Below are 21,066 nucleotides of genomic sequence, written 5' to 3'. Positions count from 1 at the left end.
TAAAATGGAGCGGGTGATGGGAATCGAACCCACAACATCAGCTTGGAAGGCTGAGGTTTTGCCATTAAACTACACCCGCATGTAGATATAAAAATTCAATTTGGTGCGGCCGAGAGGACTTGAACCTCCACGGGATTAACTCCCACTAGGCCCTCAACCTAGCGCGTCTGCCATTCCGCCACGACCGCTGGCAAAACGCATAATTAGAATTTAATTATCGAGAACATTAACTATTGTAAATGCTTTGTTACGTTTTGTCAATAATAATTTAACTTTATATTAATAAAATTAATTAGTACTTAATATTAAGACCTCTTATTAAGACAACGATAACTATGATATATCACAACAATTACATTGTCAATGCTTTTACAAGTATAATTTAAATTTTGTTTGTAACATTATACACAAGTCAAATTATATAGCATTACATCGTAAATCATTCTACAATATTATCTTAAACTTCAATTAAAAAATACAAATATGTTCTTTTTAATTATTTTACTACCATAGCGTAAGTCAAGGATAACTAAAATTACCTTTATATGGAGAATAATAATATAAAAAAGTTACATCACCATATTCAAGTCATCGATTATTACTTTACAATTAATAAGACGCCTAATGATAAAATTCATAAGACAATAATCATCAAACATATAATTTTGTGATTATTAACATTTCAATTTTCAGTATTAAATCAAAAACTGTAAGATAATTTAATGGTTTCTCATTGATTCAAAATAAAATTACTTATCTTTTACATCTTATTTTAATAATTATTTGCCCTTACTCAGCTATTTATATATATATCTTCAAGACATATCATAGAAAAACCTGAGACATTATAAATGACTCAGGTTAAATTTATATATGATTAGTACAAGTACTCTTTTATTAATTTTAACAATTCATTTTCAAAACAAAATGATGATTTAAATTCTTTCACTTTCTTGTTTGAAGAAGTTTTAAAATACCTCCACATCGTCCACAACGCATTTTTTCAAGATTCACACGCTTTATACGAATAAATTCTTGTTCACAATAGATGCACCTATATTTATAATTAGCTCTATCTTGATAAGATTCTGTCGGAGTACAAAACCTAGGTGCTCCTACTTTGGCGCTCAAACTCTTGAATGCTTTATCACGATGTTGATATCCTTCACCAGCTAAATGAAGAAAATAATGACACAGTTCATGTTTTATGATATCAATGACTGCTTTTTCTCCAAACATTTCATACTGTTTTGGATTTATTTCTATATTATGACTACTTAATATATATCTACCGCCAGTGGTACGTAAACGTTTATTATAATATACCTCGTGCTTAAAAGCTTTGCCAAAATACTTTATCGCTATACTTTCGGTAAGGCTTTGTAATGCTAAATTATTCATTTGGGGCAACCATAGTCAATGAAACTTTGCCTTTATTTTCATCTATATCTAAAATCCAAACTTCTACAATATCTCCTACACTTATCATATCCATTGGATTTTTAACGAATTTCTTAGATAATTTTGATATGTGTACTAGTCCGTCTTGTTTAACACCGATATCTACAAATGCTCCAAAGTCAACAACATTTCTTACTGTACCATTCAACTTCATGCCTTTAGATAAATCTTCAATCGATAATACATCGGACTTCAAAATAGGTGTTTCAAATTCATCTCTTGGATCTCTATTAGGTGCAATCAATGATTGTATTATATCTTTTAATGTAGGTTCACCAATATTTAATTGAGATACAAGTGTTGAAATATTAACATTTGATAACGTGTTTTTGAGTTTAACGGAACCTATATCTTGTGCAGTTAAATCTAATTGATGAAGCATGCGATATGCAACATCGTAACTTTCAGGGTGTATTGCAGTATTATCTAAAGGTTCTTCACCATCAACAATTCTTAAAAAACCAATACTTTGCTCAAATGTTTTTGCACCTAATCGTTTAATTCTACTTATTTCTTTATGATGTTTTATAGGTCCGTTTTCTTCCTTATAATCAATAATATTTTGAGCGATAGTTGATGTAAGACCTGATACATATTGTAACAAGGATTTAGAAGCAGTATTCACATCCACACCAACTTGATTGACGGCAGTCTCTACTACAAACGTTAAGGCACTACTTAAATCTTTTTGGTTGACATCATGTTGGTACTGTCCTACTCCTATAGATTTAGGATCTATTTTAACAAGTTCGCTTAAAGGATCCTGAACTCTTCTACCAATTGAAACTGCACTTCGTTCTTCTACTTGAAAATCTGGAAATTCTTGTCTAGCAATTTCTGATGCTGAATAAACTGATGCGCCAGCTTCATTGACTATGATAAATTGAGCTTGAAGTTGATATTTTTTTATTACTTGAGCAACAAATTGTTCAGTTTCTCTACTCGCAGTACCGTTACCAATCGCTAAAAGCTCAATATTATAGTCACTTATCATCTTTACCAGCTCTTTTTCGGCTGCCTCAACTTTTGATATTGGAGGATGAGGATAAATAACACCTTTAGCAATAAAGGTACCAAATGGATTGACGACAGCAAGTTTGCACCCTGTTCTAAATGCTGGATCTACTCCAAGAATTTGTTTACCTTTCATTGGTGGTTGTAGTAATAAATTTCTAAGATTTTCACTGAATACATCTATTGCATGAGATTCTGCATTTTGTGTTAAATCTCCTCTAATTTCTCTTTCTATTGAAGGAAGAATTAATCGCTTAAGGCTATCCTGAATAGCCTCTTTAATAAACGGAGTTGCTTCATTTTGAGTTTTTATCTCAACATTTGCTATTTCTCTTTGAATACGTGTCGTGTCAAAATCAATTTTTATTGATAATACTTTTTCTTTTTCTCCTCGATTCATCGCTAAAACACGATGATTAGCAATACGTTTAATTGGTTCCTTGTAATCATAGTACATAGAAAATGTTTGTTTCTCATCTTCGGCTTTTTTCTTTTTCGAGGAAACAATTAGTCCCTGATTAAAAACATCTTTAAGTATTTTAGAGCGATATTGAGGATTATCCGAAATACGTTCAGCTATAATATCTTTAGCCCCTTCTATCGCATCTTCAATTGTAGTCACTTCATCATTTAAGAATAATTGAGCTTTATCTTCAATTTTTGTATCCAATTTTGATTGTGAAAACCAATCTGCTAAATCTTCTAATCCTTTTCTTTTAGCCTCAGTTGCACGTGTTTTCTTTTTTTGTTTATATGGACGATATAAATCTTCAACTCTTTGTAGCTTCGTCTGTGTTAATATGTCTTGCTTTAAATCAGAAGTTAATAGACCCTGTTGATCAATATTATGTATTACTTCTTCTTTACGTTTTTGAAGATTTAACATATAGTTATATTCATCATTGATTTGTTTAATTTCTACTTCATCAAGTCCACCTGTAGCTTCTTTACGATATCTTGCTATAAATGGAACCGTATTGTTTTCTTTCAGCAATTTTAAAACTGCTTTAATTTGTTTTTCCGAAAATTGATATTTACTTACAATTGTTTCAATTAAACTGTTATCCATTTGTCTTTTCTACCACGCTTTTCTTTAAAATTACTTATTTATCTTAACATAATAATTAAATTGATTTTCTAGCGATTCATTTCAATCAGAGTACCTAGTAAAAATAGAGATATAATTCAGATTGATAAAATTCATTCTAATAGTATCCAATATTTCATATAACTAATACTAATTTTAAATTTATTAAATCATGCAAATATAAATATAAGAAAACCTGAAATGAACTTATTTTAATTCATCCCAGGCTATTATAACGGATTTAATTGCCAAATCTGTTAACAACTCGTTTACTGTCTTGCAGCTTCTTGTAATTTTTTTATTGCGGTACGTTGCAAACGTGAAACATGCATTTGACTAAGACCAATTCTTTCACCAGTCTCTTTTTGGCTAAGACCTTCAATAAAAGTACATTGTATGATTTGTCTTTCTCTCTCTGACAAAATAGGTAAAATACGTTCTAATATCATACGTTTTTCCGTTAAATCATAATTATCATCTTGTTGTCCCATAATATCTAATAATGTAACTGTCGAACCATCTTTATCTGCTTCTATAGAGTGATCCACACTCAGGGCATTGTAACTCTGCCCCATCTCCATCGCTTCCAAAACTTCTTCATCTGAAACTTCTAAGCGTTGTGCGATTTCACTAATAGATGGTGAACGTTCAAGTTCATTTGTTAATTCATCACTAACTTTTTTGATTCTTGGACCAATTTCTTTAATACGTCTAGGTACATGAACACTCCATGTTTTATCTCGTAAATATCTTTTAATCTCACCAATAACTGTTGGTACTAAGAAGGCTTCAAACTTACGATCAAATGATAAATCAAATCTATTAATAGCACCTATTAGACCAACCATACCAACTTGAACTAAATCTTCATGATGTGATTGTCCCTTAGAGTACCTATAAGCTAAAGATTCAATCAGCTTACGATAATGTTTTACTAATTTATCTTGAGCTTGGCTATCTTCGTTTTCTTGATGTTGTTTAATCCATTGGTTAATTTGTTCAGGTGATACTTCACTAGCTGATTTCGACTCTTTCGCCATTATTTCGCACCTGCTCTTTTTTTATATACTTAATCATACTGATTGTTACACCAGATTCTTTATAAACAGTAACTTCATCCATTAAAGACTCAATTAAAAATAATCCTAGACCACCTTCACGTAGAAAATCAATATTTTCATTATCATTATATGGACCTAAATGTGATTTTGTGGCTTCATAATCAAAACTTTCACCTTGGTCTGAAATAACGATTTTAATTCTATCATCAAATATTTCAAAACAAAGATTAATCATGCCTATTTCAGAATTTTTTTTATATGCATGTTTAACCGCATTTGTCACCGCTTCACTCACTGCTATTTTAGAATCCTCTATATCATCGTAAGATGCGCCAGCTCTTGAAAATACCCCTGAAAGCGTCAAACGTATTAAACTTACGTATTCTGCAGAAGCTGGCAACCGCATTTCAATATAATCTTGTGTAGATTGCATGTTATTCTACCTCCGTTCCTTCATTAACATGCATTAAATCTTTTAAACCTGTAATATCAAACAATCTACCTATCCGCTCTGAAACACCTAAGATATAGAGATTTTTATCATTTTGATTTAATGCTTTTAGCGTGCCTACGAATAAACCGAGGCCTGTTGAATCCATATAGCTCACATTAGCTAAGTTAACGTGAACATCATGTGTGCCTTCTTGTCTCATTGGTACTAGTACCTCTTCTAATTCAGGTACAGTATATACGTCCAATTCTCCACCAACTTTAACCTCATAAAAATCATCATGAGTTATTGTTTCAATATTTAGATTCATTTAATACACTCCTAGTTTTTATCAAATGTGTTTATCCTACATATGTACTCAAAATCACCTATACCCTACATGAATTAACTTTAATCTATATTTTATAAATTAGTTTACTCTTTTTATAATTAAAATAGTCATATCATCTTTTCTCGCAGGATTTTGTAATTTTAAAATCGCTTCGTAAATAATTTGAACTATATCCTGTGGATGCATATGCTTATATTTTTGAATTAAGTCTAACAACTTATCTTTATCAATAAAATTACCCTCTACATCTCGTGCCTCTGTAACACCATCAGTAAAAATTATGATTAAATCATCAAGGTAAATAGGGATTTCCTGTTGGCTATAACGTGTTTTGGGACTCACACCTAGAACTCTTCCTCGCACACCAATTTCCTCAAACGCTTCAGTTTCTGCGCGATATATATAGCCAGGTTCATGCCCAGCTGAGCTACAGTAAAGAAGATGATTCATCTCTTCATACAGTCCATAAAACATTGTGACAAACATATTTTGGTTAACGTTCTTTTCAACAACACGGTTCAAACGCTTCAAACCATCACTAGGTAGTTGTGAATGTCCATAAGCATCCATGCCAAATTTTATCATACTCATAGCTAAAGCTGCTGGTATGCCTGAACCTATAACGTCTGCCACAGCAAAACTCATTGTGCCATCTTTATGGTCAATAAGATTAAAATAATCACCACTTACTTTTTGTGCAGCAACAGATATCACTCCTATTTGAATGCTATCAAATTGTGGAATATCAGCTTTCAGCATAGTTTGTTGAAGTCTTGAGGCTAAATCCATTTCTTTATCGTGGACTTGAAGCTTATTAACAAGTCTTTGGTAATCTCGGTAACTATATCCAAATCCTTTAACGACTTCTTGTAACACATCGAGTGTTTCTAATATATCTTCTTCAGTTAAATCTAATGTATTAATATAATCTTTATGTATCTCAACTATATCTTCAGGTAAAACATCTTTCTTTATAACTTCATTTGTGAATGCTTCACATTTCTTAATTAATAATGTTTTATTGTTAGTTATTAAACTTTCTTTAACAAGGGCTTTATAACTTTTTGTGAATTCTTCCACGAAATGCGCCTCCTTACTTCCACTTCAATATCCCATCATTTTTATAACAATATGAAACCTTTATTTACTTTCTGCAAATAGCATAATTTTTGGTGTTAAAACTTTGTTGATAGCTAAAAAAAGACTTTAGGGATGGATAACCTAAAGCCTTAAAAACTCAAGACATCCTTTTATAATAAATACATTTTCATAATAACTATAGTGATACGTCTTAAATCAAATATAAATAGACATATCGACAACTATACAAGTGTTTAAATATCCTAATATTACTTAAACACTTAATTATTATAAAGTTATTGCCTTTTATTTCAATATTTTTTTATGTTTACTGCATATAATTATTTAAGATTTATGATGATCAAAGTTATTTAATCCCAAACTAATATCTAAGGCATTATCAACCTCTATCATTTTACTCTCTGATAAAAATGTTAATTTTTCTTTTAAACGCTTTTTATCTAGTGTTCTAATTTGTTCAAGAAGAATAACTGAATCTTTGTCTAATTTATACTTTTTCTTTTCAATTTCTACGTGGGTTGGTATTTTCGCTTTATTAATCCTACCAGTAATCGCAGCTACAATTACAGTTGGACTATATTTATTACCAGTATCATTTTGAATGATAACTACAGGTCTTACTCCCCCTTGTTCAGACCCTTGAACTGGTGATAAATCCGCTAAATAAACATCTCCTCTTCTAATCATTCATTCTTTGAATTAGATATTAAATGTGATTCATTGCAATCACAAGCTTCACACTCTATCGGAAAAGCTTCTGTTGCTAGGGAGAGGTTTAAATCGGCCATTTGTGCATAACCTTCTTTTAAAGATTGTTCAAGACTGTGGTTTCTATTTTGATTAAAAGATAACATGAAAAGAACCTCCATCTGATTCCAAAAGTTGTTATATTAGCATCAATTTAGTTTTATAATAACAAATTTCCTAATCAGTGACTATACTATTTTAACAATTCGTTAGTAACCTCTTCATTATTATCATAATAATATATTCTTGGAAGACGTCTTGATAAATTACATAATACTTCGTAGTTAATTGTACCTTGTTTATTTGCTACGGCTTCAGCTGATTGTGGTGAATCAACGTGATTATCCATAAGTATTACTTTTTCACCCGTTTTTACATGAGAAGGAACCTTAACTATCAATTGGTCCATACAAATACGTCCAATGACTTCACATTGACTCCCGTTAACATTGACGAACGCACCTTGCATCGATCTTAAATATCCGTCGGCATACCCAATAGGTAAAATTGCAATTGTCATTTCTTCATCAGCAATATATGTACGTCCATAACTAACAGTTTCACCAGCTTTAAGTGTTTTAACTTGAACGGTTTCTGATACTAACTGCGCACTTGGTCTTAAATGAACTTTTACATTATCTTTAACATATTCTGAAGGATAGTATCCATAAAGAGAGATTCCTAATCTTATTGCATTACAAAATTGACCATCCATGAGTAGTGATCCAGCAGAATTTTGACAATGAATATAGATTGGTTTCTCAACTTGATTAACCATCTCTTTGAACAAAGTATATTGTTCATTCATAGAATTTCCAGGTTCATCTGCACTCGCAAAATGTGTGAAAACTCCTTCAAAAACTAAATGATCTCTTTTATTAATTAAATCAACCACTTCTTTATATTCATCTATATCTTTCATTCCAATTCGGCCCATACCAGTATCTAATTTTACATGTAGCCATAAATTTTTTTGGTTATCATCAGGAATTTGCTTGATAGTTTCCTTCAACCATGCTTTAGAAGGTACTGTTAAAGCAACACGATGCTGTATAGCCTTCTCAATGTCTTCTGTTGGAACAACACCTAAAACTAATAATTTAGCATCAACTCCATGCATTCTTAATTCTATTGCTTCATCAAGTGTAGCCACCGCAAAAAATGTTGCACCATGACGCATTAAATGTTGTGCTATTTTCACACTTCCTAATCCATATCCATTGGCTTTAATGACTGAAATGACAGTCTTATTAGCGTGTAATTGATTGAAATTTTGATAATTTGCTAAAATTGCATCTAAATTCACATTTAAATATGTTGCTCTATAAAACTTCTCTGACATATATATGTCCTCCTTGAAACTACTTACTTCATCTTATTCTGATGATTAAAAATACTATTCAATTTTCATTCGTTTTTTTCAAGAATAACTTGACTCATAGCATAATTCTCCGTATGTGTAATACTCACATGTGTATAAAAACCAGGATAGTCAATACATGGTTTACCTAGAGCGTCGTTGTAACAGTTAATATCCTGAAACGATACTGATTTCCCCAACCCAGTACCTAAGGCCTTACTAAATGCTTCTTTCACAGTAAAGCGTCCAGCTAAAAATTCTAATCTACGTTGCTCGTTTGTATATTGATTTAATTTGTCTCTTTCCTCTATAGTAAGTATTCTTTCAATAAATTTTGTTTGATTCTGAAGATTTTTAATTCGTTCAATTTCTATTAAATCTATACCTATTCCATAAATCACTTGTATCGCCTCTTTAGTATATCACCAATAATCTTTTATCAAGTCTTTTATATATCATCGTTTAATTTTTCTAATGAAGTTACATTTGTCGTTATTGATTTTTGTTGTTTAATTTGTTTTTTCAATCTTTGTGCTTCTTGAATATCTATCAATGCTATTTCAGAATTTCCCCCAGCAGTTGATAATGACAGCGAAGCGAGTTGGAACTTTCTCATGATAAATCCCTCAACTATATCTATATTTTGTATTCTAAAGTAAGGGATGACGTGCACATCTATAAAAATGATACCTTCTCTAATATGTATTTCTTTATCATCTAAAAAATATCTAAGATGTTTAAATTTAAACCAAGGCACTATAATCATAAATAAAATACAAACTATTGTAGTTAAAATTATTACTCCAATTATTAAATTTTTAGTATCAATAAAATGGAATTTTAATTCATTAAGCAATATTAAAATAGACAATGCTATCACAAGTAAAAGTGTCCAAAAAGCACCACTAATTCTCATTACTTTAATACCGTTTTGATGCATATATTTATAAGACTTCATGAGTATCACCTTTCATGTACCAATTTTTGAGTTTAAGAACATTATCTACTTCACTAAACTTCAAACCAATGTTTTGCTGACTACTACCCTTAGCAATAACAAATTGAAAATTTGCGAGTTGACTTCTTTCAAGAAAGGGATGTTGGCTAATAGCCATTCCTAAAACTTTTTCTTTTTTAACATAAAATCTCTTAATATTTAATATAGACGCTTTTTGGACAACTAGCTCTGATTCGCTAAAAGCAAAACCACTAAAACGTGTATAAAGTATAGCGTAAACAAAAAATAATAAGATTGGTAATAAAGCTATGATTAAAGACCATAAAGACCACATATACCATCCAATAATGCCCATACCAATAATACATAAGGAAGGAATTAGAAAGTGACGATGAAATCCTTTTAAAGGCATGCCAATTTTAGCATGATTAAATGTCATCTCAGGAACCAAAGGCCTAATCACTTTATATGCCTCTTTTCTTGGAATAAACGGTAAAATCATAATTCTTCCATCATTATCAGTGGGTTCCCCTTCAGTAGTATCTATATCACTTGTAATATAGAAATGTATAGATGTATAACCAAATAATTTTCGTATAAAAGATTGATGTTCAAGTACACCTTGCAGTCGGTCAGTTGGTACAGTGATATTTTTCTTTGTAAATAATCCATATTGAATTTTAAGTTGATGATTATCTTGAATAACTTGATATCCATAAAACTTTATTAAGTACATGATAGTTCCGATTATATAACTTAATAATAACACTAGTATGACAATAAAAATGACAATGAAATATATCGTTTTAAATACCGAAGATATTTCTTCACCAAATTTATCCCATGGAATAACACTTGAGAGACTGCCAATAATAGGAGATAGTGTCACAAAAGCAAGTGCTATAGCTCCACTTGTCATAGACATAAATAATAGTTGTTTAAAAGGCATTTTAAATATTGCATATTGGGGTTTGGCATGTTGTTGATATGTCTGAGTATGATTCTCATCATTTAACTCTTTAGCTTCTTGATTTACCTGGTTATTCATGCGTTCTTGAATAGATCGCAATTCTTGTTCAATAACTTCACTTTGCTTTTTGGAAATTGTCCCTAATTCTATGCCATCACTTGGTGTTTTAATGATGAGTTCAACGCCGCCAACAATTTGATTAATCAAACCTTGAGACGTATCTGCAGATTGTATGCGACTAATATTTAGTTCTTTTCGTTCCTTATTAAAAACACCAGTAGTTAAAATAAAATGATCCTCTTCAATCCAATATCGTGTATTATAAACCTTAATAATATTATGAATGAAACCGATAGAAAATATCAAAGTCATTATACCTGGAATAATATAAGACGAAAAATCATCATATTTAAAATCTTTTATATTAAATAAAAAGATGATAATTACAATGAAATTTGATTTAATCACACTAATCAAGCCATCAATATAAGAAATTGGATGTAGCTTTTGCGGACTATACATCGTCATTTGCACCTCTCAATCTCAATAGTATTTGTTGTTGAATATTTTGTGCTTCTTTCTCAGATATTATTGGAAATGAGATTGTATGACCTGCAGTAAATAAAGTTATGGAATTAAGATTTAATTTTTTTGATAACGGATTAGTTCCAATATCGATAAATTGTATTCTCTCTATTTTACTTAATTCTTCTTTCCTAAAAATAAATAATCTTTTTAATATGACAAAATCTTCGTGAATTTTATAATAATGATATCTATATTTAATTAGTGGAGATATACAAGTGTTTAAAATCGATAACAAACCTAGCCCAAGAAAGATGTAGGATGTAAAAGGCCACCAATGATTTAAATAGCTAAAATACAAAAGTAAACTAAGTATAACAAGCAAAATAAATAAACCTATGCAACTAGTTATGTAATAGTACTTTAGCGCTTGGATTGGGCTTCTATGAAACGTACTATCATTTTTCATAAATGTACTCCTTTTCAAGATTTACCCACATTATAGCATAGTGATAATAAAGTCTAAAAAATAACAGCGACCTATATTTTCAATGTATTATTTATTAAAAAAATTATTCACATGCAAAAATGGAAAAATTCATATCGACGGGTCACACTACTATATAATAAGTTTTATGCTCAATACATATTTACTTTTTAATCTGTATAAATAAAAAATGCCTGAGACAAAAAATTATCTCAGGCTAGTTAATTAATTTATTTTTGGTGATCAGCAAATGTGCGACCTTTTAGTGATTGATTACCACTTTTTTGTTGCTTATCTCTACGGTCAAATTTCTTTTGGTTTTTCTTTTTGCTTGATTGACCTTTAGACCCTTTTGATCGTCTATTTTTATTATCAAACTTACCATTACCACGTTTATGATTACTTCTTCTAGAACCGCCTTTATTACTGCGATTTTTACGTGCTAATGGTTTTTCAAAAGTTAATTGTACTTCCACTTCATCATTAGCTTCTACAAGTTCTTGAAGTAAAGAGGCTACTAATTCTGTACTATCATATTCTTTAAGTAATTCACTTGATATTCTTTGTAAACGTGGCTCATTTTCTCTTGACATCCAGTTTTGAACTCTATCTTTAATATCATCTTCACGCGCTTTAAGCACCTCTTTACGATGTGGAGGTCTTAATGCTTTCATTCGACGATTATTGACATCTTCAATTTGTCGAATATAATCCATCTCAATTGGATTTACAAAAGTAACTGCAATACCTTCTTTTCCTGCTCGACCAGTACGTCCAATACGGTGCGTATAACTTTCTGTATCTTGAGGGATATCAAAATTATAAACATGACTCACACCAGAAATATCAAGACCACGTGCAGCCACATCTGTAGCAACTAAAATATCTATTTGATCGTTCTTAAATTTCTTCAATACTTCTAAACGTTTTGCTTGGGTAATATCCCCATGTAAACCTTCTGCTTTGTATCCTTTAGATAATAGCGCGCTTGTTAATTCATCTACGCGACGCTTAGTACGACCAAAGACAATCGCCAATTCAGGCTGATGAACATCTAAAAAGTTTGTAAATGTATCAAATTTCTCTAATTCTTTAACGATTGTATAATATTCATCAATTTGAGGATCTGACATTTCATTATTCATTGTCTTAATTATTTTAGGAGCTTTCATAAACTGCTGTACCAATTCTTGGATTGCTTTTGGCATCGTAGCAGAAAATAGCATAGTTTGACGTTGTTCAGCTGGAATTTTATCCATAATAAATCTCATATCATCGATGAATCCCATATTCATCATTTCATCTGCTTCATCTAAAATAAGCGTGTGAATTCCTTGAGTTTTAAGTGTACGACGATTAAGATGATCAATAACTCTTCCCGGCGTACCTACTACAATTTGAGGGCCTCTTTTTAATGCTTTAATCTGTCTTTCAATAGGCATACCACCAAAGACTGTAACAACTTGTACTTTTTGACCTTTACTGAACTCTCTTAATTGCTCAGCTACTTGCATAGCAAGCTCTCTCGTTGGCGCAAGAATTAATGATTGAACACCCTGTTGGCCTACAACTTTCTCAATTAAAGGTATACCAAACGCCCCTGTTTTCCCAGTACCAGTTTGGGCTTGTCCAAGGATGTCATCTCCTTCTAACGCGTAAGGGATGCTATCTTTTTGGATAGGTGTCGGTTCTTTAAATCCCATTGCTTCTAATGTTTGAACCGTTTTATCCGAAATCCCTAGTTCTTTAAAATTTTGCAAAATAATTCTCCTTTTACGTGTATATTTCTTAATATGCTTTTTTACATATATGTTCACTTATGTTTTATCAACTTCTATATAGTACCACCTTAAAAATATTATAGCAATAAAGCAATTTCACACATTTACTGTTTTCAATGTGATTCATCAAACTATTTAACTTTCAAAAAGGTCGTGCAATATGTAATGTAAGCGTTTTTTTCATAATTCACCAAAAAATAAAAGCATGCGATGAAAGTAACATCCTAATTAATTTACAGATGCTCTTTCATTGCATGCTTTGAAATTAGATTTTATATTACAACAATGCGTCAACAACTTCCTCAAGTTTCATACCTCGTGAACCTTTAACTAAGACTTTGTCCTCAGGTTTAACTTGAGATATTAGCGTCTGAATTAACTGTTCTTTATTATCAAAGTATTTTGCTTCTTTAACAAAAATTTTACCACTATCATGGATATAACTAGCTTCTTTACCAAATGTATATAAAACATCAATATTTTTATCTTTCAAATATTCACCAACTTGTTTGTGCATCAATTGACTATTAGGTCCTAATTCAAGTACATCTGCTAATATTAAAATTTTTCGACCTTTCATGCCACTTAATGTATCAATGGCAGCTTTCATACTCGTTGGACTTGCGTTATATGCGTCATTAATTACTGTTACATTATTTGATGATTCATGTCTTTCCATTCTCATAGCGGTTAATTGCACATTGTGAATATTATTTTGAATTATTGTTTCATTTAGGCCTAATTCATGTCCAATAGCAATTGCAATAGCAGCATTTTTCATATTATGCGTGCCCAAAATTGGTAAATGATAATGTTCTTTTTGATTGATAGTAAAATGAATACCTTCGTTTTTTACATCGTTCATATGACAAGTATATGTACTGTCTGAATTTAACCCAATGCTTATTAATTTCGCATTTTTAACTTGATTAACATGAGGTTTTAATAAAGGTTCATCTCCGTCATAAATAAATATACCATTTGTTTTGAGACCAGTTGTTATTTCAAATTTAGCTTTTGCAATGCCTTCTCGCGATCCTAAATCTTGCATATGTGATTCGCCAATGTTTGTGATGACCGCTATATCAGGTTGTGCGATATGAGATAACAACTCTATTTGATGAAAACCTGACATCCCCATTTCTAGAATAGAAATTTCTGTGTCTTCATCAAGTTCTAGTAAAGTCAACGGCATTCCAATTTCATTATTATAATTTCCTTGTGTTTTCTTAACTTTAAATTCAGTTGATAATACACTTTCAATCATGTCTTTTGTTGTTGTTTTTCCATTAGAACCAGTAACCGCTATCACCTTAGGATTTACATGATTTAGATATGCTTTTGCCAATTGCTGTAAGGCTATTAAAGTATCTTCTACCCAAATAATAGGACCTTGGTTCCCTTCAGAATGTTTATTCTCTTTTTCACTAAAAACAGCTCCAGCACCATCGTTCAAAGCTTGTGTGATAAAACGATGGCCATCAACATTCTCACCTTTAAAAGGTATAAATAACGCCCCTTCATTGATTTTTCGTGAATCAATTGAAACGCCATTTATTGTTTTTTTTAAATGTTTTTCATCAATTTCACAATCTATCCAGTTTTTAATTTGCTCTAATGTTACGTTTATCATAACTAAAACCTCTAATAATCAATTTTATATTTATTTTTCTTTTTATCTTCATAACGTTCTTTAGCCAAATCAATCAATTTAGCAATTAAATCAGGGTAAGATAAGCCCATATTTTTCCATAAGTTTGGATACATACTATATGCAGTAAATCCTGGCATGGCATTTGTTTCATTGATATAAATTTGATTATCATCAGTAACAAAGAAATCTGCACGAACTAATCCCGAACAATCAGTAGCTTTAAAGGCCTCTAATGCCATGTTTCTTAATGTCATTTGAACATCTTGATCTAAATCTGCTGGAATATCTAATCTAATCTTACCGTCTTTATACTTTGATTTATAATCATAAAACGCTACATCCTTAACAACCTCACCAGGCCATGTCGTTTCAGGATAATCGTTACCTAAGACAGCTACTTCGATCTCTCTAGCATTAATCCCTTGTTCAATGACAAGTTTACGATCAAATTGGAATGCTTCAGTTATCCCAGATTTTAATTCTTCTTCATTGTTACATTTACTTATACCAACACTTGAACCGAGATTAGCAGGTTTTACAAATACCGGATATGTTAACTTATCATTAACTAATTTAATGATATTATTTTCATATTTTTCATACTCACTTCTTAAAAAGCTAATATAAGGTAATTGAGGTAAACCTCTATGCTCAAATAATTGTTTCATCACAAGTTTATCCATTGAGCTTGAAGCAGCTAACACACCATTACCTACATATGGTATATCAAGTACTTCAAAAAGACCTTGGATAGTTCCATCTTCTCCATTTGGACCATGCAATAATGGGAATACTGCATCATATGATTTTCCTAAACTACCTTTACTGAGTAACTGTGAGATTTCTCCAGTCTCTACATCGTTAATGACGAGTTCATCAGTATTTTTTATTTCTTGTGTAATATTATCTTTTTTCTTCCATTCACCATCGTTTGTTATATAAATGATATCAACTTGATATCGTTCTTTATCAATTGCGTTTAAAACATTTTGTGCAGTTAAAATTGAAACATCGTGTTCTGCACTTTTACCTCCAAAAACGATACAAATATTTTCTTTTGTCATTTCGTTTTCCTCCATTACAATTACAGTTCTTTTAGCCTTTTTCTTTAACGTAATTGTTTAATTGATCTTTTTATTTACTACTTTAAGTACATAACGGCTTCTGAAACTTAATATTATCATATTTTTAAATTCAATTGCATTTGATAATCTAAATATAGAACTAAATTTTAATGACAATTTGCGCTAATATACATATTTTTATTATGACTATTACATATTAAAAGTTAATAAGGTGCTATCATTCTGTGATATTCTAGCAAATTTAAAAGAAGTCATGTAAAATTAATATATATTTGATTAGAAAATATGAATGAATACAGATGATTAAAATATTGTAAAAGTATCTACAGAAATTTTGAAAAGTGATCCATATACATAAAGGAGTAAGCAATGAATTATTCTTCTCGTCAACAACCTAAACGTAACTGGTTACGTAAAGTAGACTGGATACTCGTACTAGTTATATCACTATTAGCACTAACAAGTGTTATTTTAATCAGTTCCGCTATGGGTGGCGGACAATATAGTGCAAATTTCAGTATTAGACAAATTATTTATTATATTTTCGGAGCTATTATTGCATTTTTAATTATGATAATTTCACCGAAAAAAATTAAAAATAATACTTATATTTTATACAGTATATTTTGCGTTCTATTAATAGGGTTACTTATTTTACCTGAAACTTCAATCACCCCAATTATTAATGGTGCTAAAAGTTGGTACAGTTTCGGTCCTATAAGCATCCAACCTTCCGAATTCATGAAAATTATACTTATACTTGCTTTGGCTAAAACGATATCTAAACATAACCAATTTACATTTAATAAGTCTTTTCAGTCTGATTTAATGTTATTTTTTAAAATTTTAGGTGTATCCATTATACCTATGGCATTAATTCTATTGCAAAATGACCTAGGTACTACTTTGGTGTTATGTGCAATTATAGCTGGCGTCATGTTAGTAAGTGGAATAACATGGAGGATATTAGCCCCTCTTTTTATTGTTGCATTTGTAAGTGGTTCTAGTATTATATTAGCTATCATTTATAAACCATCCTTAATAGAAAACCTATTAGGAATAAAAATGTATCAAATGGGACGTATCAATTCTTGGTTAGATCCCTATTCATACAGTAGTGGAGATGGATATCACTTAACAGAATCTTTAAAAGCTATTGGTTCAGGTCAATTATTAGGTAAAGGTTATAACCATGGCGAAGTTTATATTCCTGAGAATCATACCGACTTTATTTTTTCAGTGATTGGAGAAGAAATGGGCTTTATAGGTTCAGTATTATTGATATTACTTTTCTTATTCTTAATATTTCACCTTATACGGTTAGCTAGTAAAATTGATAGTCAGTTTAACAAAGTATTTATCATAGGATATGTATCGTTGATTGTTTTTCACGTGTTACAAAATATCGGCATGACGGTTCAATTATTACCGATTACAGGTATACCACTTCCGTTTATTAGTTACGGTGGAAGTTCTTTATGGAGTTTAATGACTGGTATAGGAGTAGTTCTTTCAATTTATTATCATGAACCCCAAAGATATGAAATAACCACATTATCTAAAAAATCTAATACAATTTAACCTGTATAAAATAAGAGACACTATTCACGATGAACAGTGTCTCTCTTTATATATTAATTTAGATAATCAATACATAAAATATTATATTATCATGCAAATTATTTTAATTCATGACTTACTTGATTAGATGTAGGCAAAGTATTAATAATATCTAAACGAGACTTAGTTTTCTTAATATTCACACCCAATGATGATAATAATTTGACTACATTTTGAATCTTATCTTGATTCTTCACAATTATCACCTCGTTAGAAATAGCTTTATTTCAATAATACCCTAATTACTTCTACTTTACTACATCATTCTAAAAATATTTTTAAATATTTCTAAAAGCTATAATAATTCAAACGAAAAATGAATTAAGCGCAATTATTTAATTATAAAATACGAAATCCGTAATCGTAAATTTCTTTTTCAATGTTATTTAAATTTGCAGGAGTGTCAAATTCTACTCGAATCTCATTCATTTGGTAATCGATATCCACACTATTGATGCCTATCATCTTAGATAAATGATCTTTGAGCTGTTTAGCTTGTTCAGTTGTTTTAATACCTGAAACATTTATCAATCCTTTTTTCAATTTCATACCCTCTTAATCTTTTATTAATTTTTGGAATGTCACGAGCAATTCATCCATTGCTTCTTCTTGCGCACCGTCGTTTATTTTTTCCATAATACAACCTTTCATGTGATGGTCTAGTAATTTAGTAGCTACACTATTCAATGCTGAACGTGTTGCTCTAATTTGAGTTAGTACATCATCACAGTAAACGTCATCATCAATCATACGATTTATTGCTCTTACTTGACCTTCTATTCTATTTAATCTTGATTTTAAATTTGTTTTTATTTGCTCTGAGTGATGTGCACTCTCCATGTCTGCCATAAAGTCACCTCTGTTCATATTATATCGTATTATTCATAAATTCACTCGTCAATGATTCAGGTAATTAAATATTATCTAACCATGATAATCGTATTTCTTCATGCTATAATTATATTTAAAAATCACTGAAATGAAAACTGAGTGAGAATAAACAATCATAAAGGAGGTAACCTATGATAGAAGTCTTTACTATGGCACTTCATCAATCTAATATTATAATTAATATTTTATTAGTTAGTGCCTTTTTATTAAATTTAGTTTTTGCATTCATTATTATTTTCATGGAGAGGCGTACAGCAAATTCTATATGGGCGTGGTTATTGGTTTTAGTTTTTCTACCTTTAGTAGGATTCATATTGTATTTATTATTAGGTCGCCAAATACAGAGAGAACATATATTTAAACTCGCCAAAGAGGATAAAGTTGGTCTTGAAATGATTGTTGACGAGCAATTAGAGGCATTGAAAAAGCAAGACTTTTCTAAGGGTAATCATCAAATTGTTAAATTTAAAGAAATGGTACAAATGTTACTTTATAATAATGCTGCTTTTTTAACAACTGATAATGATCTAACAATTTATACAGATGGTCATCAGAAGTTCGATGATTTAATTAATGATATTAGACACGCACAATCATATATTCACATCCAATACTACATTATTCATAGTGATAATCTCGGAAAGCAATTGTTACATGAATTAGAAAAAAAAGCTGAAGAAGGTATAGAAGTTAAAATGCTATACGATGATATGGGCTCAAGAGATTTACGAAAGAAAGATCTAAAAAAGTTTCGTCAAAAAGGCGGTCACGCTGAATCTTTCTTTCCATCAAAATTACCACTTATTAATTTAAGAATGAATAATAGAAACCACAGAAAAATAGTAGTCATTGACGGTACGATTGGATATGTTGGTGGTTTTAATGTAGGAGATGAATATATAGGTAAATCTAAGAAATTTGGTTATTGGAGGGACACACACTTACGTATTAAAGGTGACGCGGTAAATGCCCTTCAACTTAGATTCATCTTAGATTGGAACTCACAATCAACTCGTGACAATTTAACTTATGAATCTCGATATTTTCCTGATGTTGACTCTGGTGGTACGATAGGCATACAAATTGCTTCAAGTGGGCCTGATGAAGATTGGGAACAAATTAAATATGGTTATTTAAAAATGATTTCATCAGCCAAAGAATCTATATACATTCAATCACCATACTTCATTCCCGATCAAGCTTTTTTAGATTCGATTAAAATTGCAGCGCTTGGTGGTGTGGATGTTAACATCATGGTTCCTAACAAACGTGATCATCCCTTTGTTTATTGGGCTACGCTTAAAAACGTAGCGTCTTTACTTGAAGCTGGCGTTAATGTCTATCATTATGATAATGGTTTTCTACATTCAAAAACACTTGTCATTGATGATGAGGTAGCAAGTGTAGGAACTGCCAATATGGATAATCGAAGCTTTACATTAAACTTTGAGGTCAATGCTTTTATTTATGATGAAGGCGTAGCACGATCATTAAAACAAGCTTTCATTAATGATATGAAATTATCTAACAAGCTCACTTCTGAAGAATATGCTAAACGAAATCTGCTAGTTAAATTCAAAGAAGGGATTTCACAACTACTTTCTCCAATTTTATAATAATTTGCAAGAAGTGAACGCTTAACGAAAGGTTCACTTCTTCATTTATATCTTCTTTAATGTAATAGGATAAGTAGTTTCATTAATTAAACCATTATAAAGGATGTCAAAGATACTATTAAATACTAAATGTAAAAAATTAAATACTTTGCTACTTTTAAATTAAGTAAGGAGTCTATCTATGAACTCAAGAATGAAGATTAAAAAAGCTTATGAGTATATGAAAAGTTTCCATCAACATGATACAACTGGACATGATATTGCACATGTGGAACGTGTCTATAACAACGCTTGTTATATCGCTAAACGAGAAAATATAACAGATACACTTGTTATAGAACTATCATCTTTATTGCATGATACTGTTGATAGTAAATTAACTGATGAAATTTTAGCATATGATCAGCTTAAACAGTTCTTATCTACCCTAGATTTAAGCAGTGAAATATCACAACAAGTTCTCTATATTATTAAACATATGAGTTATCGAGCTGGTAAAAATAATCACGTTAAACTTTCAATAGATGGTGAAATCGTTAGAGATGCTGATCGCCTAGATGCAATAGGAGCAATCGGCATTGCGAGAACATTCCAGTTTTCAGGACACTTTGGTGAACCTATGTGGACTGAAACGAAGCTTTCAAATGAAGAGTTACATACGTCTCTCGTTGAAGAATTAGACAATTCAGCAATAAAACATTTTTATGAAAAATTATTTAAATTAAAAGATTTAATGCACACTCCTACTGCAAAAAAACTTGCTGAAGAAAGACATCAATTTATGATTCAATATCTCAAACAATTTATGTCAGAGTGGAATTTTAATAAAGAGTAAATTCAAATAAAAGATATATTGTTAACTCATG

Annotated in this window: 22 protein-coding genes and 2 tRNA genes; 3 read left to right on the top strand and 21 right to left on the bottom strand. The window is 30.6% G+C overall.

What is annotated here, in order from left to right:
- Positions 1-5: 5 nt before the first annotated feature.
- The 18 genes from HMPREF2576_RS10760 to HMPREF2576_RS10675 form a co-directional block, all read right to left on the bottom strand.
- Positions 6-79: transfer RNA gene (locus HMPREF2576_RS10760), tRNA-Gly, on the bottom strand.
- A gap of 22 nt (positions 80-101) precedes the next feature.
- A tRNA-Leu gene (locus HMPREF2576_RS10755) sits at positions 102-188 on the bottom strand.
- Between the two features lie 757 nt (positions 189-945).
- Entirely contained in the window at positions 946-1,401 is a 456-nt protein-coding gene (locus tag HMPREF2576_RS10750) for a SprT family protein (protein WP_001829897.1), read from the bottom strand.
- Positions 1,394-3,544 (bottom strand): Tex family protein, encoded by a 2,151-nt coding sequence (locus HMPREF2576_RS10745; protein ID WP_001832739.1) that lies wholly within the window; start codon positions 3,542-3,544, stop codon positions 1,394-1,396. Before HMPREF2576_RS10745 ends, HMPREF2576_RS10750 begins: the two co-directional genes overlap by 8 nt.
- Before the next feature lie 287 nt (positions 3,545-3,831).
- Positions 3,832-4,602, bottom strand: coding sequence for an RNA polymerase sigma factor SigB (gene sigB, locus HMPREF2576_RS10740; protein WP_002440602.1), 771 nt, complete (start codon positions 4,600-4,602; stop codon positions 3,832-3,834).
- Complete coding sequence (gene rsbW, locus HMPREF2576_RS10735) at positions 4,577-5,056, bottom strand: anti-sigma B factor RsbW (protein ID WP_001829903.1); 480 nt, start codon at positions 5,054-5,056, stop codon at positions 4,577-4,579. Before rsbW ends, sigB begins: the two co-directional genes overlap by 26 nt.
- A gap of 1 nt (position 5,057) precedes the next feature.
- Positions 5,058-5,384: an anti-sigma factor antagonist gene (locus HMPREF2576_RS10730; protein ID WP_001829952.1), complete on the bottom strand. Its 327-nt coding sequence runs from the start codon at positions 5,382-5,384 to the stop codon at positions 5,058-5,060.
- Between the two features lie 99 nt (positions 5,385-5,483).
- A complete protein-coding gene (locus tag HMPREF2576_RS10725) occupies positions 5,484-6,485 on the bottom strand; it encodes a PP2C family protein-serine/threonine phosphatase (RefSeq protein ID WP_001829902.1) in 1,002 nt (333 codons plus the stop codon).
- A 345-nt stretch (positions 6,486-6,830) separates the two neighbouring features.
- Positions 6,831-7,193, bottom strand: a complete 363-nt coding sequence (locus tag HMPREF2576_RS10720; RefSeq protein WP_001829891.1) for a type II toxin-antitoxin system PemK/MazF family toxin — start codon at positions 7,191-7,193, stop codon at positions 6,831-6,833.
- Positions 7,190-7,360 (bottom strand): type II toxin-antitoxin system antitoxin MazE, encoded by a 171-nt coding sequence (mazE, locus tag HMPREF2576_RS10715; RefSeq protein ID WP_001829931.1) that lies wholly within the window; start codon positions 7,358-7,360, stop codon positions 7,190-7,192. The genes HMPREF2576_RS10720 and mazE overlap by 4 nt, the downstream gene beginning before the upstream one ends.
- A gap of 86 nt (positions 7,361-7,446) precedes the next feature.
- Entirely contained in the window at positions 7,447-8,595 is a 1,149-nt protein-coding gene (gene alr / locus HMPREF2576_RS10710) for an alanine racemase (protein WP_001829972.1), read from the bottom strand.
- Between the two features lie 65 nt (positions 8,596-8,660).
- Positions 8,661-9,014, bottom strand: coding sequence for a holo-ACP synthase (gene acpS / locus HMPREF2576_RS10705; RefSeq protein WP_001829915.1), 354 nt, complete (start codon positions 9,012-9,014; stop codon positions 8,661-8,663).
- 47 nt (positions 9,015-9,061) lie between these two features.
- Positions 9,062-9,571 carry a PH domain-containing protein gene (locus HMPREF2576_RS10700; protein ID WP_001829888.1) on the bottom strand — a complete coding sequence of 170 codons (510 nt, stop codon included), beginning with the start codon at positions 9,569-9,571 and terminating at the stop codon, positions 9,062-9,064.
- A complete protein-coding gene (locus tag HMPREF2576_RS10695) occupies positions 9,558-11,063 on the bottom strand; it encodes a PH domain-containing protein (protein WP_001829976.1) in 1,506 nt (501 codons plus the stop codon). Before HMPREF2576_RS10695 ends, HMPREF2576_RS10700 begins: the two co-directional genes overlap by 14 nt.
- On the bottom strand, positions 11,056-11,535 hold the full coding sequence (locus tag HMPREF2576_RS10690) for a PH domain-containing protein (RefSeq protein ID WP_001829909.1): 480 nt from the start codon (positions 11,533-11,535) through the stop codon (positions 11,056-11,058). Before HMPREF2576_RS10690 ends, HMPREF2576_RS10695 begins: the two co-directional genes overlap by 8 nt.
- 248 nt (positions 11,536-11,783) lie before the next feature.
- Entirely contained in the window at positions 11,784-13,313 is a 1,530-nt protein-coding gene (locus HMPREF2576_RS10685) for a degradosome RNA helicase CshA (protein ID WP_001829967.1), read from the bottom strand.
- 298 nt (positions 13,314-13,611) lie between these two features.
- The gene (murF, locus tag HMPREF2576_RS10680; protein ID WP_070856572.1) at positions 13,612-14,967 is read right to left on the bottom strand and encodes a UDP-N-acetylmuramoyl-tripeptide--D-alanyl-D-alanine ligase; all 1,356 of its coding nucleotides are present in this window, start codon (positions 14,965-14,967) and stop codon (positions 13,612-13,614) included.
- Positions 14,968-14,978: 11 nt separating this feature from the next.
- The gene (locus HMPREF2576_RS10675) at positions 14,979-16,052 is read right to left on the bottom strand and encodes a D-alanine--D-alanine ligase (RefSeq protein WP_002468311.1); all 1,074 of its coding nucleotides are present in this window, start codon (positions 16,050-16,052) and stop codon (positions 14,979-14,981) included.
- A gap of 390 nt (positions 16,053-16,442) precedes the next feature.
- Between HMPREF2576_RS10675 and HMPREF2576_RS10670 the strand changes: the two genes are divergently transcribed.
- On the top strand, positions 16,443-17,654 hold the full coding sequence (locus HMPREF2576_RS10670) for an FtsW/RodA/SpoVE family cell cycle protein (RefSeq protein WP_002486299.1): 1,212 nt from the start codon (positions 16,443-16,445) through the stop codon (positions 17,652-17,654).
- 98 nt (positions 17,655-17,752) lie between these two features.
- Here HMPREF2576_RS10670 and HMPREF2576_RS10665 read toward each other — a convergent pair whose 3' ends face one another.
- From HMPREF2576_RS10665 to csoR, 3 genes are all read right to left on the bottom strand, one after another.
- Positions 17,753-17,890, bottom strand: coding sequence for an Lmo0850 family protein (locus HMPREF2576_RS10665; protein ID WP_001829949.1), 138 nt, complete (start codon positions 17,888-17,890; stop codon positions 17,753-17,755).
- A gap of 142 nt (positions 17,891-18,032) precedes the next feature.
- Positions 18,033-18,242 (bottom strand): putative copper chaperone CsoZ, encoded by a 210-nt coding sequence (locus tag HMPREF2576_RS10660; protein ID WP_001829980.1) that lies wholly within the window; start codon positions 18,240-18,242, stop codon positions 18,033-18,035.
- A 6-nt stretch (positions 18,243-18,248) separates the two neighbouring features.
- Entirely contained in the window at positions 18,249-18,542 is a 294-nt protein-coding gene (gene csoR, locus HMPREF2576_RS10655; protein WP_001829893.1) for a copper-sensing transcriptional repressor CsoR, read from the bottom strand.
- Between the two features lie 173 nt (positions 18,543-18,715).
- Between csoR and cls the strand changes: the two genes are divergently transcribed.
- Positions 18,716-20,200, top strand: a complete 1,485-nt coding sequence (gene cls, locus HMPREF2576_RS10650; protein ID WP_002457116.1) for a cardiolipin synthase — start codon at positions 18,716-18,718, stop codon at positions 20,198-20,200.
- 181 nt (positions 20,201-20,381) lie between these two features.
- The gene (locus HMPREF2576_RS10645; protein WP_001829983.1) at positions 20,382-21,035 is read left to right on the top strand and encodes an HD domain-containing protein; all 654 of its coding nucleotides are present in this window, start codon (positions 20,382-20,384) and stop codon (positions 21,033-21,035) included.
- The last annotated feature ends 31 nt before the right edge of the window (positions 21,036-21,066 follow it).

This window comes from Staphylococcus sp. HMSC063F05 (genome assembly GCF_001837075.1).
Taxonomy (GTDB): domain Bacteria; phylum Bacillota; class Bacilli; order Staphylococcales; family Staphylococcaceae; genus Staphylococcus; species Staphylococcus epidermidis.
Note: the sequence above shows the minus strand (reverse complement) of the source record. Positions and strands in the feature narration are given on the sequence as shown.

Coding starts and splice junctions, on each gene's coding strand:
- HMPREF2576_RS10700 (WP_001829888.1), bottom strand. CDS start 9,571: ATGAAGTCTTATAAATATATGCATCAAAACGGTATTAAAGTAATGAGA.
- mazE (WP_001829931.1), bottom strand. CDS start 7,360: ATGTTATCTTTTAATCAAAATAGAAACCACAGTCTTGAACAATCTTTA.
- HMPREF2576_RS10745 (WP_001832739.1), bottom strand. CDS start 3,544: ATGGATAACAGTTTAATTGAAACAATTGTAAGTAAATATCAATTTTCG.
- HMPREF2576_RS10670 (WP_002486299.1), top strand. CDS start 16,443: ATGAATTATTCTTCTCGTCAACAACCTAAACGTAACTGGTTACGTAAA.
- HMPREF2576_RS10695 (WP_001829976.1), bottom strand. CDS start 11,063: ATGTATAGTCCGCAAAAGCTACATCCAATTTCTTATATTGATGGCTTG.
- sigB (WP_002440602.1), bottom strand. CDS start 4,602: ATGGCGAAAGAGTCGAAATCAGCTAGTGAAGTATCACCTGAACAAATT.
- HMPREF2576_RS10720 (WP_001829891.1), bottom strand. CDS start 7,193: ATGATTAGAAGAGGAGATGTTTATTTAGCGGATTTATCACCAGTTCAA.
- alr (WP_001829972.1), bottom strand. CDS start 8,595: ATGTCAGAGAAGTTTTATAGAGCAACATATTTAAATGTGAATTTAGAT.
- murF (WP_070856572.1), bottom strand. CDS start 14,967: ATGATAAACGTAACATTAGAGCAAATTAAAAACTGGATAGATTGTGAA.
- rsbW (WP_001829903.1), bottom strand. CDS start 5,056: ATGCAATCTACACAAGATTATATTGAAATGCGGTTGCCAGCTTCTGCA.
- HMPREF2576_RS10730 (WP_001829952.1), bottom strand. CDS start 5,384: ATGAATCTAAATATTGAAACAATAACTCATGATGATTTTTATGAGGTT.
- HMPREF2576_RS10690 (WP_001829909.1), bottom strand. CDS start 11,535: ATGAAAAATGATAGTACGTTTCATAGAAGCCCAATCCAAGCGCTAAAG.
- HMPREF2576_RS10750 (WP_001829897.1), bottom strand. CDS start 1,401: ATGAATAATTTAGCATTACAAAGCCTTACCGAAAGTATAGCGATAAAG.
- HMPREF2576_RS10660 (WP_001829980.1), bottom strand. CDS start 18,242: ATGAAATTGAAAAAAGGATTGATAAATGTTTCAGGTATTAAAACAACT.
- csoR (WP_001829893.1), bottom strand. CDS start 18,542: ATGGCAGACATGGAGAGTGCACATCACTCAGAGCAAATAAAAACAAAT.
- HMPREF2576_RS10645 (WP_001829983.1), top strand. CDS start 20,382: ATGAACTCAAGAATGAAGATTAAAAAAGCTTATGAGTATATGAAAAGT.
- cls (WP_002457116.1), top strand. CDS start 18,716: ATGATAGAAGTCTTTACTATGGCACTTCATCAATCTAATATTATAATT.
- HMPREF2576_RS10675 (WP_002468311.1), bottom strand. CDS start 16,052: ATGACAAAAGAAAATATTTGTATCGTTTTTGGAGGTAAAAGTGCAGAA.